The following is a 15,601-nucleotide window of genomic DNA, read 5'->3' on the forward strand; positions in this document are numbered from 1 at the left end:
CCGCGGCTCGTCCGCCGCCCTGAGGCTGCGGCGGCTTGCGGCGGTGCTCGCTCATCGAACGACTACTCCTCGGGCAGGCGCTATCGCCTGGAAGCGGCAGGTGGCTTGCGTTCCCCCCGATGCGCTGAACGGCTGCCTGAGGCAACCGGGCGCATTGCGTACGGGACGAGGACGCCTGTCGTCGTCACTCGGTTCCCGCTGGTCTGCATGGCGCACAGACTACGCACGGCCAAATCGCTCCTACTGCGGATGTTCACTCCAAATCAGGCCGCTTGTGTCCCACGAATCGGTGATGTGACCTCGTTCACCGTGCCCCCTCTTGTCGCATCCAGGGGTGCGTTCTATCGTCTGGATGTATCGAGTCGATACATCAGCTCGGCATAAGGGTCGGCTCGGAGTCGGCATAAGGGACCAATAGGGACTAGGGATCACAAGGACTAGGCTGTGTGCGACAAGGAGGCGAAACATGAGCAGACGCTCCGGCATCCTCGAGTTCGCCGTCCTCGGCCTGCTCCGCGAGTCCCCGATGCACGGCTACGAGCTGCGGAAACGCTTGAACACCTCGCTCGGGGTGTTCCGTGCGTTCAGCTACGGCACCCTCTACCCCTGCCTGAAGGCCCTAGTGGCGAACGGCTGGTTGGTCGAGGAGCCCGGGAGCGCTCCGGAGGACGCCCGTGCGGCGTCCCTGGCCGGACGACGGGCAAAGATTGTCTACCGCCTGACGGCAGAGGGCAAGGAGCACTTCGAGGAGCTGCTCGCCCACACCGGCCCGGACACGTGGGAGGACGAACACTTCGCCGCCCGCTTCGCGTTCTTCGGGCAGACGTCGCGAGACGTACGGATGCGCGTGCTGGAAGGCCGCCGCAGCCGTCTGGAGGAGCGCCTCGAAAAGATGCGCGCCTCCCTCGCCCGCACCCGGGAACGGCTGGACGACTACACCCTCGAGCTTCAGCGCCACGGCATGGAATCCGTGGAGCGCGAGGTCCGCTGGCTGAACGAGCTGATCGAGAGCGAGCGGGCCGGGCGTGACAAGCGCACCGGTCCGGACCAGTGAGCCCTGCACTCCTGCAGGGCTTCGTCGAGTACTAACAGGGAGCAACCGGAATGGGTTCGGTTCGCGTAGCCATCGTCGGCGTGGGCAACTGCGCCGCCTCGCTGGTGCAGGGCGTCGAGTACTACAAGGACGCCGACCCGAACGGCCGCGTGCCGGGTCTGATGCACGTGCAGTTCGGCGACTACCACGTCCGTGATGTGGAGTTCGTGGCCGCCTTCGACGTCGACGCGAAGAAGGTCGGTCTCGACCTCGCCGACGCCATCGGCGCCAGCGAGAACAACACCATCAAGATCTGCGACGTGCCGAACAGCGGCGTCACGGTCCAGCGCGGCCACACCCTCGACGGCCTGGGCAAGTACTACCGCGAGACCATCGAGGAGTCCGCCGAGGCTCCCGTGGACGTCGTCCAGATCCTCAAGGACAAGCAGGTCGACGTTCTCGTCTGCTACCTCCCCGTGGGCTCCGAGGACGCCGCGAAGTTCTACGCGCAGTGCGCCATCGACGCCAAGGTCGCCTTCGTCAACGCCCTCCCGGTCTTCATCGCCGGCACCAAGGAGTGGGCGGACAAGTTCACCGAGGCCGGTGTCCCGATCGTCGGTGACGACATCAAGTCGCAGGTCGGCGCCACCATCACGCACCGCGTGATGGCCAAGCTGTTCGAGGACCGGGGCGTCATCCTGGACCGCACGATGCAGCTGAACGTCGGCGGCAACATGGACTTCAAGAACATGCTCGAGCGCGACCGCCTCGAGTCCAAGAAGATCTCCAAGACGCAGGCCGTCACCTCGCAGATCCCCGACCGCGAGATGGGCGAGAAGAACGTCCACATCGGTCCCTCGGACTACGTGGCCTGGCTGGACGACCGCAAGTGGGCGTACGTGCGCCTCGAGGGCCGCGCCTTCGGTGACGTCCCGCTGAACCTGGAGTACAAGCTCGAGGTCTGGGACTCCCCGAACTCGGCCGGTGTCATCATCGACGCCGTCCGCGCCGCGAAGATCGCCAAGGACCGCGGCATCGGCGGCCCGATCCTCTCCGCCTCCTCGTACTTCATGAAGTCGCCGCCGGTGCAGTACTTCGACGACGAGGCCCGCGAGAACGTCGAGAAGTTCATCAAGGGCGAGGTCGAGCGCTAAGCGTTCCGCTTCTTCCGCCTCCTCTCCGCCACAGGTCCCCGGGTCGTCCGCCCGGGGACCTGTGCGTTGTGTGAGGCTGTGGACCATGCCCGTTGTGCGTGATCTTCGCGTCCTGCTCCGCCTTCGCGATTTCCGCCGCCTGCTGGCAGTCAGGCTCCTCTCCCAGGCCGCCGACGGGGTCTACCAGGTCGCCCTCGCCGCCTACGTGGTCTTCTCCCCGGAGAAGCAGGCCTCCCCCACGGCCATCGCCTCGGCCATGGCCGTGCTCCTGCTGCCGTACTCGCTGCTGGGCCCCTTCGCCGGCGTGCTGCTGGACCGCTGGCGCCGCCGCCAGGTGCTGCTCCACGGCAACCTGCTGCGCGCCGCCCTGGCCACCGTGACCGCCCTGCTCGTCGTCGCGCGCGTCCCCGACTGGCTCTTCTACGCCTCCGCCCTTTCGGTCACCGCCGTCAACCGCTTCGTGCTGGCAGGGCTCTCCGCCTCCCTGCCCCGCGTGGTCGACTCCCGCGAGCGGCTGGTCATGGCCAACTCCCTCTCCCCGACCGCCGGAACCCTGGCGGCCACCGTGGGAGGCGGCCTCGCCTTCGCCGTACGCGTGGCCGCTCCCGAGGGGGCGGGATCCGACGCCTGGGTCGTCCTGCTCGGCGCAGCCCTCTACCTGGCCGCCGCCCTGAGCTCCCTGCTGATGCCCATCGGCCTGCTGGGGCCGGACACGCCGGTGGCCCGCCGGCTGGGCGCCGCCCTGACCGGTACCGCGCGGGGACTGGCCGCGGGGCTGCGCCATCTCGCCGAGCGCCGCACGGCTTCCTGCGCGCTCGCCGCCATGACGCTGATGCGCTTCTGCTACGGCGCCCTGACCGTCACCGTGCTGATGCTCTGCCGCTACGCGTGGACGAGCAGCGAGTCCAAGGGGATGGCCCTGCTGGGGCTGGCCGTCGCCATCTCGGGAGCGGGGTTCTTCGCGGCGGCCGTCATCACCCCCTGGGCGGTGTCCCGGCTGGGCAGGCTCGGCTGGATGGTCGCCTGCGCCGCCGCCGCGGCGGTGCTGGAACCCGCCCTCGGGCTGCCCTTCGAGCGCGTCCCCATGCTGATCGCAGCCTTCGTCCTGGGCCTGACCACCCAGGGCGCCAAGATCGCCACGGACACCGTGGTCCAGTCCTCGGTGGACGACGCCTTCCGTGGCCGGATCTTCTCGCTCTACGACGTCCTGTTCAACGTCGCCTTCGTGGGAGCGGCCGCAGTGGCGGCTCTGATGCTGCCGCCCGACGGCCGGTCGGCCCTGCTGGTGTCCGCGGTCGCCACGCTCTACGCCGTCGTCGCCGTCGCCCTGGCGGGCTTCAGGAGCCGGGAGGACGCATGAAGCGGGGGCGGTGGCTGTTTCACGTGAAACCGTGAATCACCCACCGCCCCCGCTTCATGTTTCACGTGAAACCGAGGGGTCAGCCCTGCGCCGCCCACCAGTCCTTGAGCGCGGCGACCGCCTCGTCGTGGCTCATCGGGCCGTTCTCCAGGCGCAGCTCCAGCATGTGCTTGTACGCCTTGCCGATCTGCGGGCCCGGGCCCACGCCCAGGATCTCCATGATCTGGTTGCCGTCCAGGTCGGGCCGGATCGCGTCCAGCTCCTCCTGCTCCTGCAGCTTGGCGATGCGCTCCTCCAGGCCGTCGTAGGCCCGCGAGAGCGCATTGGCCTTGCGCTTGTTGCGCGTGGTGCAGTCGGACCGGGTCAGCTTGTGGAGCCGCTCCAGCAGGGGCCCGGAGTCACGCACATACCGGCGGACGGCGGAGTCGGTCCACTCGCCGGTGCCGTAGCCGTGGAAGCGCAGGTGCAGCTCCACGAGCTTGGAGACGTCCTTCACCAGCTCGTTGGAGTACTTGAGCTTGGTCATCCGGGACTTGGTCATCTTGGCGCCCACCACCTCGTGGTGGTGGAAGGAGACCCGGCCGTCCTTCTCGAAGCGGCGCGTCCGCGGCTTGCCGATGTCGTGCAGCAGGGCCGCGAGGCGCAGCACCAGGTCGGGGCCGCCGCCGGGCTGATCGCGCGGGGCCTCCAGTGCGATGGCCTGCTCCAGGACGGTGAGCGTGTGCTCGTACACGTCCTTGTGGCGGTGGTGCTCGTCGCGCTCCAGGCGCAGGGCGGGCAGCTCGGGCAGGACGAGCGCGGCGAGGCCGGTGTCGACCAGGAGCTTCAGGCCCTTGCGCGGGTGGTCGGAGAGGATCAGCTTGTTGAGCTCGTCCCGGACCCGCTCGGCAGAGACGATCTCGAGCCGGCCGGACATCTCCGTCATCGCGGTGATGACCTCGGGAGCGACCTCGAAGTCGAGCTGGGCGGCGAAGCGGGCGGCCCGCATCATGCGCAGCGGGTCGTCGGAGAAGGACTCCTCCGGGGTGCCGGGGGTGCGCAGGATCCGGGCGGCCAGGTCCTCCAGGCCGTTGTGCGGGTCGATGAACTCCTTCTCCGGCAGCGCGACGGCCATGGCGTTGACGGTGAAGTCGCGGCGGACGAGGTCCTGCTCGATGGAGTCGCCGTAGGAGACCTCCGGCTTGCGGGAGGTCCGGTCGTAGGCTTCGGACCGGTATGTGGTGACCTCGATATCGAAGTCGGCTTTGCGGCATCCCACGGTGCCGAAGGCGATGCCGACCTCCCAGACGGAGTCCGCCCAGGGCCGGACGATCTTCAGGACGTCCTGCGGGCGGGCGTCCGTGGTGAAGTCGAGGTCGTTGCCGAGCCGGCCGAGCAGCGCGTCCCGTACGGATCCGCCGACCAGGGCAAGCGTGAACCCGGCTTCCTGGAATCGGCGGGCGAGGTCGTCGGCCACGGGGGAGACCCTAAGGAGCTCGCTCACGGCACGGCGCTGCACCTGGCTGAGCTCGTTGGTCGACGACTGGGTGAGGCTGTCATTGTTGGCATTCGGCACAACAGAAGAGGGTACGTGGCCGCGCGCCGCAGGGCCTCCCCGTTACGGACGCATGGCGCACCCCACGCAAAGCGGGCGCAGCCGGGACATCGGGCCGGCCGAGCGATCTTGCGGAGCGGTCCGCAGCACTTCGTCACAGCGGGCCTCGTTACCATTCGTGGACGCACAACCGACGACCACTGACGACGACGAGGGACGGGCGAGCGCGTGGCCGAGGCGGCAGAGACCCAGGAGACCCCCTCCGCTGCTGCCTGCCGGTGGTCCCGGCACCTTGCGACACTCCTGACGGGAGTGGCGCTGCTGCTCGGCCTGGTGCAGCTGTCGGCGGCGCCGGAGGCCCGTGCCGAGCCCTCGGGCTCCCGCCCGGTCGACGTCTCCGTCCACACGCTGACCCCCGCCGCGCCGAAGCAGGACGACACGCTCACGGTCGCGGGCAGCGTCACCAACACCGGCGGCTCGACGGTCACCGACGCGCACGTCGGCCTGCGGGTGGGAAGCCAGATCAACAGCCGGGTCGACGCCGACGAGACCGGCAGCCGGTCCCCGTCGGGCGCCGACGGCTCCGAGATCGGCAAGCACACCCAGAAGATCGACAAGCTCCCTCCGGGGGCCAGCCGCGACTTCAGCATCTCGCTGCCGGCGAAGGACCTGGACCTCAGCCGGGACGGGGTGTACCAGCTCGGCGTCTCGCTGTCGGGGCGCACGGCGGACCAGGGCTTCGAGCGGGTGCTGGGGATCACTCAGACGCTGCTGACCTGGCAGCCCTCCGCGATCGAGGGCAAGAAGACGCAGCTCACGTTCCTGTGGCCGCTGATCTCCGCGACGCACCTCACCGCCCGGACCGAGTCCGACCAGCAGCAGACGCCGATCTTCCCCAACGACGACCTGGCCGCGGAGCTGGCCCCGGGCGGCCGGCTGCAGCAGCTGGTCGCGCTGGGCAAGGACCTCCCGATCACCTGGGTGATCGACCCGGACCTGCTCGCCACGGTCGAGGCCATGACCAAGAGCTACCGGGTGGGCGGGCCCGGCGGGCGGACCACCCCGGGCCGCGGCCAGGCGGTCGCCAAGCAGTGGCTCAGCCAGCTGCAGACCGCCGTCGCCGGCGACCAGGTGGTGGCGCTGCCGTTCGGCGACCCCGACCTCGCGTCGCTGGCCCACCACGGCAAGGACGTGCCGGGCTCCCTGAGCCACCTGCAGTCCGCCACGGAGCTCGCCTCGACCACCGTGGACACCATCCTCGGCGTGAAGCCGCGCACGGACTTCGCCTGGCCCGTCGACGGCGCCGTCGACTCCTCGATCATCGACGTGGCCACCTCGGCCGGCGCTCACAACGTCATCGCGCGCAGCGACAGCTTCCGCGACCGGACGTCCTACAGCCCCACCGCGGCCCGCCAGATCGGCAGCGGCAACACCGCCGTCGTGGCGGACGCCCGGATGTCCACCGGCTTCCAGGGCGACCTCGTCCGCGCCGGCGAGTACTCGCTCGCCGTGCAGCGGTTCGTCGCCCAGAGCCTCCTGGTGAACCGGCAGGCGCCGGACAACGAGCGCAGCATCGTCGTGGCGCCGCAGCGCATGCCCACCGCGAGCCAGGCCCAGGCGATGGCCGCGGCGATCAAGGCCCTGTCGGACAACCGCTGGACGCAGCCCGTCAATCTGGGCGACGCGGCCGCGGCCAAGCCGGACCCGGATGCGAACCAGCAGGTCCCGGGCACCGGCTCGTACCCCGGTTCGCTGCGCGAGCAGGAGCTGTCCACCAAGGCGTTCCAGGAGATCCAGAAGACCCAGTCCACGCTGGACGGCTTCAAGGTGATCCTGACCTCGCAGGACCGCGTGGTGACCCCCTTCGGCAGCGCGATCATGCGGGAGATGTCGACCTCGTGGCGCGGCGACCGCAAGGGCGCCGCCGAGTTCCGCGAGGCGGTGCAGTCCTACCTGTACGGGCTCACCCGCCGCGTGGAGCTGATCAAGAAGTCCGATGTCACCCTGTCCGGGCGCAGCGCGACCATCCCCATAACGGTCCACAACGGCCTGCTGCAGGGGATCGAGGGGCTCCACCTGGTGCTGGAGTCCAGCCAGACCAACCGTCTGCAGGTCGACCGCTCCCAGCCCGTGAAGATCAACGGCGGGCAGAACCAGTCGGTGAAGTTCGAGACCCGGGCCAATGCCAACGGCCCGGTGCGCGTGACGGCCCGGCTCTACACGGCCGAGGGCCAGCCCTACGGCGACCCGGTCGTCTTCACTGTGCATGTCACGTCCATCACCCCTATGGTTCTCCTCGTCATCGCCGGTGGTGTGCTCCTGCTGGTCCTCGCGGGGCTCCGCATCTACATCAAGCGGAAGCGGTCCGCCGCCCGTACGACCGAGGGCGGGGAGCCCGGGGCGGACGGCGAGGGACCGGACAACGGAGGCCCGGGGGACGACCGGCCCGCGCGGCCGGGTGACCCGGCCCCGGACACCGGATCGCATGACACGGAGCCATCCGGCTCGGGTGAGAAAGTGGAACGTTGACGCTTAGTGGGGCCGGCCGGCCGCGGACGATGAGGTGGGGTAGCGATGAACGCGCCGTACGACGGTGACCGCGGGCAGGGCGCGGGTGGTGAGCCGCGGGGTCAGTACCCGCCGCCCCCGGCTCCCCCCGGCACGCCCCGCCAGGACCCGTACGCCCAGGATCCCTACCTGCGGGACGCCTACGCCTCCGAGCCCTACCCCGGGCACGACCCGGCCGCCCAGGACCCGCTGAGCGACGCGCTGTACGACCAGGCCGCGCCCCCGGCGCCGCCCGGCACGTACCGCAACACCTACCCGCAGCAGCAGCCGGGCGCCGGGGCGTGGCCCCCGGCTCCGTCCGGCCCGTCCGGTCCGGCGGGCTTCCCCGCCCACGGCGACGACGACGCGACCAAGCAGTTCGCCGCGGTGGACGGCTTCGACCGCCAGGGCGACGGCGGCCCCCGGCGGGACGCCTTCGCCCACCTCTACCGCGACCAGCAGCAGCCCTACGAGCCGCCGCGGCGGCCGGGGCAGCAGATCCCGGCACCGGGGCAGTACGGCTCCCCCGTGCCGCCACCGAAGGTCCCGGCCGCCGAGCCCGCCGCGGAGCCGGAGCCCGCCGCGTCCGCGGCGCCGGCCAAGGGCGGCAAGGCGGCGAGCCTGCTGAAGTCCAGCGCCCTGATGGCCGCCGGCACGATGGTCTCCCGGCTCCTGGGCTTCGGCCGCAACCTCGTGATGGCGGCGGCGATCGGCGTCGGCACGCTCAACGACGACTACCAGGTCGCCAACGTCCTGCCGACGATGATCTACATCCTGGTGGGCGGCGGCGCGCTGAACGCCGTCTTCATTCCGCAGCTCGTCCGTGCGATGAAGAACGACGAGGACGGCGGCGAGGCGTACGCCAACCGGCTGCTGACCCTCGTCGTCGTGCTCCTGGCGGGCGTCACCACCGTCTGCGTGCTGGGGGCGCCGCTCTTCATCCAGGCGATGTCGCCCACCATCGCCTCCGACCCGGACCGGATGGAAGTGGCGGTGGCGTTCGCCCGCTACTGCCTGCCCACGATGTTCTTCATGGGCGTGCACGTGGTGCTGGGCCAGATCCTCAACGCGCGCGGGAAGTTCGGCGCGATGATGTGGACCCCGGTCCTCAACAACATCATCATCATCGCCACCTTCGGCTCCTTCATCTGGGCTTTCGGTCCCTTCAAGGACAGCCAGGTCGACGCAGCCGGCATCCCGGCCGAGGGCGTGCAACTGATCGGCATCGGCACGCTGCTGGGCCTCGTCGTCCAGGCGCTGGCCATGCTCCCCTACCTGCGGGAGGCCGGATTCCGTATCCGGCCCCGCTTCGACTGGCGCGGGCAGGGCCTCGGGAAGGCCGCGGGCCTCGCCAAGTGGACCTTCTTCTTCGTCCTCGCGAACCAGCTCAGCATGGTCGTGGTGACGCAGCTCGCCACCAAGGCCGGCGCGCTGGCGGAGAAGGCCGGTCACACCGGTACGGGCATCACGGCGTACAACTTCGCGCTGCAGCTCTGGCAGATGCCGCAGGCCATCATCACCGTCTCGGTGATGACCGCGGTGCTCCCCCGGATCTCCCGCGCCGCCCACGACGGCGACGCCTCCGCCGTCCGGGACGACCTCTCGCACGGTCTGCGCACCTCGGCCGTCGCCATCGTGCCCTGCGCCTTCGCCTTCCTGGCGCTCGGCGTCCCCATGTCCACGCTGATGTTCTCGGGCGGCTCGGGCACGGGCGGTGCCACCAACATCGGCTTCATCCTCATGGCCTTCGGCCTCGGCCTGATCCCGTACTCGGCGCAGTACGTCATCCTCCGTGGCTTCTACGCCTACGAAGACACCCGTACGCCCTTCTACAACACGCTGATCGTCTCCGCGGCCTTCGCGGCCTCCGCCGTCGTGAGCTACCTCGTCCTGCCCGCCCGCTGGGCCGTGGCCGGCATGGCCTTCTCCTACGGCCTCGGCTACGCCGTCGGCGTCGGTATCGCGTGGCGCCGCCTGCGTACCCGCCTCGGCGGGGATCTGGACGGCTCGCGCGTCGTGCGGACGTACGCCCGCCTCGCCGGTGCGTGCATCCCCGCGGCCCTCGTCGGCGGAGCCGCGGCCTACGGCATCACGCAGGTCCTCGGCCAGAGCGTGCCCGGTTCGCTCGCTTCCCTGATCGTCGGCGGTCTGGTCCTGCTCGGCGTCTTCTACCTCGCCGCCAAGCGGATGCGGATCGAGGAGCTGACGGCCATGGTCGGTATGGTCCGCGGGCGACTCGGACGCTGACGGGAGCACAACCTTCGCCCGCCGCCGTGTGTCGTGCATAGCGCCGGACTGTGGGCACAATTGTCTTGGCTGTGGACAGCGTGCAACGGATGGGGAGGCAGGAACGACGGTGGCAGAACGGAGCACAGCTGCCGTCGACGTGGCAGGCAACAGCGGCGGCAAGCCGCTGACCGCCAAGGCGGGCAAGGCCACGGCCGACGGGGCGGAGGCCGCGATCAAGGCCGGCACCCACAAGGACAGCGGGCGCGCGGACGGCAAGAAGCCCGCCCGCGACGCCCAGACCACGCCCGAACTGCACAGCGGCCACAAGCTCGCCAGACGCTACCGCCTGGAGGAGTGCGTCACCCGTCTGGAGGGATTCAGCAGCTGGCGTGCGGTGGACGAGAAGCTCCGCCGCGCCGTGGGCGTCCATCTGCTGCCCGCCGACCACCCGCGCGCCCGCCCCGTCCTCGCCGCCGCCCGCTCCGCCGCCCTCCTCGGCGACCCCCGCTTCGTCCAGGTGCTCGACGCCGTCGAGGAGAACGACCTCGTCTACGTCGTCCACGAGTGGCTGCCCGACGCCACCGAGCTGACCAACGTCCTCGCCTCCGGCCCCATGGAGCCGCACGACGCCTACCAGCTCGTCAGCCAGGTGTCCCAGGCCATGGCCGCCGCCCACCGCGAGGGCCTCGCCCACCTGCGCCTCCACCCGGGCTCGGTGCTGCGCACCGGCACCGGGCAGTACCGCATCCGCGGCCTGGCCGTCATGGCGGCGCTCCGTGGCATCACCTCCGACCGCCCCCAGCAGACCGACACCGAGGCCATCGGCGCGCTCCTCTACGCCGCGCTCACCCAGCGCTGGCCCTACGAGGACAGCGCCCACGGGCTGCCCGGCCTGCCCAAGGGCGTCGGCCTCATCGCCCCCGACCAGGTCCGCGCCGGCGTCCACCGCGGCCTCTCCGAGCTCGCCATGCGCGCGCTCGTCCACGACGGCTCCGCCTCGTCGCGGCAGGAGACGCCGTGCACGACCCCGGAGGAGCTGTCCAAGGCCGTCGCCGCCATGCCGCGGATCCGGCCCCCGGAGCCGTCCTTCACCACGGCGCCGGGCGGCTACCCCCGCCCGCACGCCTACGGCCAGCAGCCGCCGCACGGTGTCGGCCCCACGGGTCCCATGGCGGTGCCCCCGCCGCCTCCGCTGCAGGGCCGCACGGGCCGGGCGCTCAAGTGGAGCGTCGCCGCCCTGCTGATCGCCGCCCTGGGCCTGGCCAGCTGGCAGCTCGCCGACACGCTCCTCAAGGACGGGCAGGAGGACCGCCCGCAGATCTCCGAGTCGACGGGCGACGACGGCTCGAAGCCGACCGGGGAGCCGGTGAAGATCACCGACGCCCAGGAGTACGCCCCGGACGGCACCCCGCAGAGTCCGGACCGGGTGAAGAACACGTACGCCACGGACTACGCCCCCAAGGACGTCTGGCGCTCACGCACCTTCACCGACGGGCCCTCCTTGACCCAGTACAAGGGCGGCGTCGGCATCATCTACGACCTCGGCAGCAAGCAGCAGCTCAGTTCCGCGGACATCAAGCTGCTCTACGGCGGCAACCACACCGAGGTGTCGCTCTACTCGGCGAAGTCCCTCGCCGGCACCGAGTCGCTGAAGTCGATGAAGAAGCTGACGACCAAGCAGACGACGACGGATTCGATAAGCCTCTCCCTCAAGAAGCCGGTCGGGGCCCGGTACGTCCTGCTCTGGATCACCGCAGCCCCTTACTCTGGCGCTGACGAGCAGACCTACGCCGGTGCCGGCTACAAGCAGGGCATCACCAACGTGAAGTTCACCGGCTGACGTTCGGAACGGACCTCAGGGGGAGGGCTCGACGGTGGACGACGTCCTGCGTGACGGCATCAGCGATGCCGATCTCCTCGCCCGGCACGTCGCCGGTGACCCCGACGCCTTCGGCGAGATCGTGCGCAGACACCGTGACCGCCTCTGGGCCGTCGCCCTGCGCACCCTCGGCGACAGAGAAGAGGCCGCGGACGCCGTACAGGACGCCCTGGTCTCCGCCTACCGCGCCGCGCACACCTTTCGCGGGCAGTCCGCCGTCACCACGTGGCTGCACCGCATCACCGTCAACGCCTGTCTGGACCGGGCGCGCAAGGCCGCGTCGCGGCGCACCGCACCGCTGGCCGAGACCGAGCGGCTGGAGCAGCTCATCGAGCCCCATGAATCCGCGGCCGCGCCCGCGGAGCGCGGAGACCTGCACCGGGAGCTGCTGCAGGCCCTGGCCACGCTCCCACCCGACCAGCGCGCCGCCCTCGTCCTGGTGGACATGCAGGGCTATCCCGTCGCCGAGGCGGCCGAGGTGCTGGACGTCCCCGTCGGCACCGTGAAGAGCCGCTGCGCACGGGGTCGGGCACGCCTTCTGCCGATCCTCACCCATCTGCGTCCCGGTGGCAGGGGTAGCCCACCGCTCGACGGGGGAAGGAACCGGTCGCAGGGGGCGTCCGTCCCACCACCGGCAGGACAGAGCGACGCAGATCCAGTGAAGGGCGGAGGTGGGCGAGCGTGACTTCGATGACCGGCACGGATGGGCACCCGGAGGTCGCGGAGATCTCCGCGCTCACCGAGGGGGTGCTCTCGCCGGCACGCACCGCGGACGTGCGGGAGCATCTGGCGGCGTGCGAGCTGTGCGAGGACGTGCGCAGCTCCCTGGACGAGATCCGGGGGGCGCTCGGGACCCTGCCCGGCCCGCCCCGGATGCCGCTGGACATCGCGGGCCGCATCGACGCCGCGCTCGCCGCCGAGGCACTGCTGGACTCGACCACGCCTCCGTTCGGTGTTCCTGTTTCCCATGTCGCAGCCTCTGTTTCACGTGAAACGGAGCGGGGGGAGAAGGAGTCGAGGAGAGAGCAGGGAGCGGGAGCCCCGGTTTCACGTGAAACGGCCCCCCGGCCCCCCGGCCGCCCCCGCACGTCCACCGGGCCCGGCCCCGGCATGACGGCACCGCCGTCCCGCAAGCCCCGGCGCTCGCGCGTCCGCCGCTGGCCCACCGTGCTCCTCGGCAGCGCCTGTGCCGCCGCCGTGCTCGGCGTGGGCGGCCTCTTCCTGCAGTCCGGTGGAACGGACGCTCCCACGGCGACGCCCTCCAAGGACCGCGTGAGCAGTGCGTCGGCGTCCCGTCTCGGCTCCGGTGAGCTCACGGCGCGGGTGCACGAGCTCCTCAAGCCCCTGTCCTTCGGCCCTACCGAACCCCGGGGGAAGACCGCCGAGGCCGACGGGGACGCGCCCAACAGGACGCTGAGCGCCTCGGGCGGTACGGCGCCCTTCTGCGTACGGCAGGGCATCGGCCGCCCGGAGCAGGCCCTGGTCTCCGAGCCGGACACCTATCAGGGTGAGGACGCCTACCTCGTCGTCCTGCCGCACCCTGGTGACACCGCGCTCGTCGACGCCTATGTGGTCTCTGCCACCTGCGTCGACGCGGGCTCCGCGACACCGGGCAAGGTATTGCTGACCGAGACGCTGTCACGCCTCTGATCTCTCCCGGCCGCAGCAGGCGTCCACGGGAATGCCTGCCCCGTAGGATCCGTTGGGTGGGGTGAACCCCTCAAGGACCGAGACAGCAGTCGGCAGACAAGGAAGACTCCCGTGAGCGACGTCCGCAACGTGATCATCATCGGCTCCGGGCCCGCGGGCTACACGGCCGCGCTCTACACCGCCCGCGCCTCGCTGAAGCCGCTGGTCTTCGAGGGCGCCGTGACCGCCGGTGGTGCCCTGATGAACACCACCGATGTCGAGAACTTCCCCGGCTTCCGCGACGGCATCATGGGCCCGGACCTCATGGACAACATGCGGGCGCAGGCCGAGCGCTTCGGCGCCGAGCTGATCCCGGACGACATCATCGCGGTCGACCTGAGCGAAGAGATCAAGACCGTCACGGACTCCGCGGGCACCGTTCACCGCGCCAAGGCCGTGATCGTCACGACCGGCTCGCAGCACCGCAAGCTGGGCCTGCCCCGCGAGGACGAGCTCTCGGGCCGCGGCGTCTCCTGGTGCGCCACCTGCGACGGCTTCTTCTTCAAGGACCACGACATCGCCGTCATCGGCGGCGGTGACACCGCGATGGAGGAGGCCACCTTCCTCTCGCGGTTCGCCAAGTCCGTCACCGTCGTCCACCGCCGTGACACCCTGCGGGCCAGCAAGGCCATGCAGGAGCGTGCCTTCGCCGACCCGAAGATCTCCTTCGTGTGGGACAGCGAGGTCGCCGAGATCCACGGCGAGAACAAGCTCTCGGGCCTGACCCTGCGCAACCTCAAGAGCGGCGAGACCTCCGAGCTGCCGGTGACCGGCCTGTTCATCGCGATCGGCCACGACCCGCGCACCGAGCTCTTCAAGGGGCAGCTGGAGCTGGACGACGAGGGCTACCTCAAGGTGGACGCTCCCTCCACCCGCACCAACCTGACCGGTGTGTTCGCCGCCGGCGACGTCGTGGACCACACCTACCGCCAGGCCATCACCGCCGCCGGTACCGGCTGCTCCGCGGCGCTGGACGCCGAGCGCTTCCTCGCCTCTCTCTCGGACAGCGAGCACGTGCGCGAGCCCGAGAAGACCGCCTGACCCACCCCCTTCTCCCCCCCCGCCCCACGCAGAAAGAAATAAGGAGACCTCCGTGGCTCTCAAGACCGTGACCGACAAGTCCTTCGACGAGGACGTCCTCAAGAGCGACAAGCCCGTGCTGGTGGACTTCTGGGCCGAGTGGTGCGGTCCGTGCCGCCAGATCGCCCCGTCCCTGGAGGCGATCGCGGCGGAGTACGGCGAGAAGATCGAGATCGTCAAGCTGAACATCGACGAGAACCCGACCACCGCCGCCAAGTACGGCGTCATGTCGATCCCGACCCTGAACGTCTACAAGGGTGGCGAGGTCGTCCAGACGATCGTCGGTGCCAAGCCGAAGGCGGCTCTGGAGCGCGAGCTGAGCACCTTCATCCACGCGTAAGCGTCATCCACGCGCAGGCGTGGATCTCCGCGCAGGCTTCGTCCGCGCGTAAGGATCACTCTCCGGGCGGCCGGTGCGTTTCATGTGAAACGCACCGGCCGCCCGGCGTTTCACGTGAAACAACGACTACAGCGGCCGCAGCGCCGGCTCCTTCTGCACGGCACCCAGCAGGCGATCCAGCGCGAGCTCGACGTCCTCCTTCCAGGAGAGCGCCGACCTGAGCTCCAACCGGAGCCGCGGATAGCGGGGGTGTGGGCGCACCGTCTTGAAGCCGACGGCCAGGAGGTGATCGGCCGGCAGCACACAGGCCGGTTCCTTCCAGCGCGCATCGGCGAAGGCCTCGATCGCCTTGAACCCCCGCCGCAGGACGTCCTTCGCGGCGGTCTGCACCATCATCCGGCCCAGCCCCTGGCCCTGGAATCCCGGGGTCAGCCATGCCGTCATCAGCTGCACGGCATCCGCGGCGACAGGGCTGGTGGAGAAGGCGGCGGACCGGGGGACATAAGCGGGCGGCGCGTAGAGCACGAAACCCACCGGGACCTCGTCGACGTAGGCCACCCGGCCGCAGGAACCCCACTCCAGAAGGACCCCGGAGATCCAGGCCTCCTTCTCCAGCTCGGGCCGGCCCGCCTTCAGCGCGGCCTCACCGCTGACCGGATCGAGTTCCCAGAAGACGCAGGAACGACAGCGCCGGGGAAGGTCCGGGAGATTGTCCAGCGTGAGCGGTACGAGCCGACGCCCCATGGAGCCATTTCC

General features: G+C 70.5%; 12 protein-coding genes. 10 read left to right on the plus strand and 2 right to left on the minus strand.

Annotated elements, in window-relative coordinates; genetic code table 11:
• Nucleotides 1-466 precede the first annotated feature (466 nt).
• From V7793_RS05680 to V7793_RS05690, 3 genes are all read left to right on the plus strand, one after another.
• Nucleotides 467-1,054 (plus strand): PadR family transcriptional regulator, encoded by a 588-nt coding sequence (locus V7793_RS05680; RefSeq protein WP_030366826.1) that lies wholly within the window; start codon nucleotides 467-469, stop codon nucleotides 1,052-1,054.
• A 50-nt stretch (nucleotides 1,055-1,104) separates the two neighbouring features.
• Nucleotides 1,105-2,187: an inositol-3-phosphate synthase gene (locus tag V7793_RS05685; protein ID WP_335581801.1), complete on the plus strand. Its 1,083-nt coding sequence runs from the start codon at nucleotides 1,105-1,107 to the stop codon at nucleotides 2,185-2,187.
• Between the two features lie 85 nt (nucleotides 2,188-2,272).
• Nucleotides 2,273-3,547 carry an MFS transporter gene (locus V7793_RS05690; protein WP_335581802.1) on the plus strand — a complete coding sequence of 425 codons (1,275 nt, stop codon included), beginning with the start codon at nucleotides 2,273-2,275 and terminating at the stop codon, nucleotides 3,545-3,547.
• A 79-nt stretch (nucleotides 3,548-3,626) separates the two neighbouring features.
• Here V7793_RS05690 and V7793_RS05695 read toward each other — a convergent pair whose 3' ends face one another.
• On the minus strand, nucleotides 3,627-5,102 hold the full coding sequence (locus V7793_RS05695; RefSeq protein ID WP_335581803.1) for a CCA tRNA nucleotidyltransferase: 1,476 nt from the start codon (nucleotides 5,100-5,102) through the stop codon (nucleotides 3,627-3,629).
• Nucleotides 5,103-5,309: 207 nt separating this feature from the next.
• Here V7793_RS05695 and V7793_RS05700 point away from each other — a divergent pair, with 207 nt between their 5' ends.
• The 7 genes from V7793_RS05700 (at nucleotide 5,310) to trxA (ending at nucleotide 14,845) form a co-directional block, all read left to right on the plus strand.
• Entirely contained in the window at nucleotides 5,310-7,610 is a 2,301-nt protein-coding gene (locus V7793_RS05700) for a DUF6049 family protein (protein WP_335581804.1), read from the plus strand.
• 45 nt (nucleotides 7,611-7,655) lie between these two features.
• Nucleotides 7,656-9,875, plus strand: a complete 2,220-nt coding sequence (gene murJ, locus V7793_RS05705) for a murein biosynthesis integral membrane protein MurJ (protein WP_335581805.1) — start codon at nucleotides 7,656-7,658, stop codon at nucleotides 9,873-9,875.
• A 109-nt stretch (nucleotides 9,876-9,984) separates the two neighbouring features.
• The gene (locus V7793_RS05710) at nucleotides 9,985-11,697 is read left to right on the plus strand and encodes a protein kinase family protein (protein ID WP_335581806.1); all 1,713 of its coding nucleotides are present in this window, start codon (nucleotides 9,985-9,987) and stop codon (nucleotides 11,695-11,697) included.
• 34 nt (nucleotides 11,698-11,731) lie between these two features.
• Entirely contained in the window at nucleotides 11,732-12,421 is a 690-nt protein-coding gene (gene sigM / locus V7793_RS05715; protein WP_335581807.1) for an RNA polymerase sigma factor SigM, read from the plus strand.
• A gap of 5 nt (nucleotides 12,422-12,426) precedes the next feature.
• Complete coding sequence (locus V7793_RS05720) at nucleotides 12,427-13,386, plus strand: zf-HC2 domain-containing protein (RefSeq protein WP_335581808.1); 960 nt, start codon at nucleotides 12,427-12,429, stop codon at nucleotides 13,384-13,386.
• A gap of 111 nt (nucleotides 13,387-13,497) precedes the next feature.
• Entirely contained in the window at nucleotides 13,498-14,466 is a 969-nt protein-coding gene (trxB, locus tag V7793_RS05725; RefSeq protein ID WP_335581809.1) for a thioredoxin-disulfide reductase, read from the plus strand.
• 52 nt (nucleotides 14,467-14,518) lie between these two features.
• Nucleotides 14,519-14,845, plus strand: coding sequence for a thioredoxin (gene trxA, locus V7793_RS05730; RefSeq protein WP_335581810.1), 327 nt, complete (start codon nucleotides 14,519-14,521; stop codon nucleotides 14,843-14,845).
• A 126-nt stretch (nucleotides 14,846-14,971) separates the two neighbouring features.
• Here the strand turns inward: trxA and V7793_RS05735 are convergent, their stop codons facing one another.
• A complete protein-coding gene (locus V7793_RS05735; RefSeq protein ID WP_168095374.1) occupies nucleotides 14,972-15,589 on the minus strand; it encodes a GNAT family N-acetyltransferase in 618 nt (205 codons plus the stop codon).
• Nucleotides 15,590-15,601: the final 12 nt, after the last annotated feature.

The sequence above is a fragment of the Streptomyces sp. KLMMK genome, from assembly GCF_036961605.1.
Classification (GTDB): Bacteria; Actinomycetota; Actinomycetes; order Streptomycetales; family Streptomycetaceae; genus Streptomyces; species Streptomyces telluris.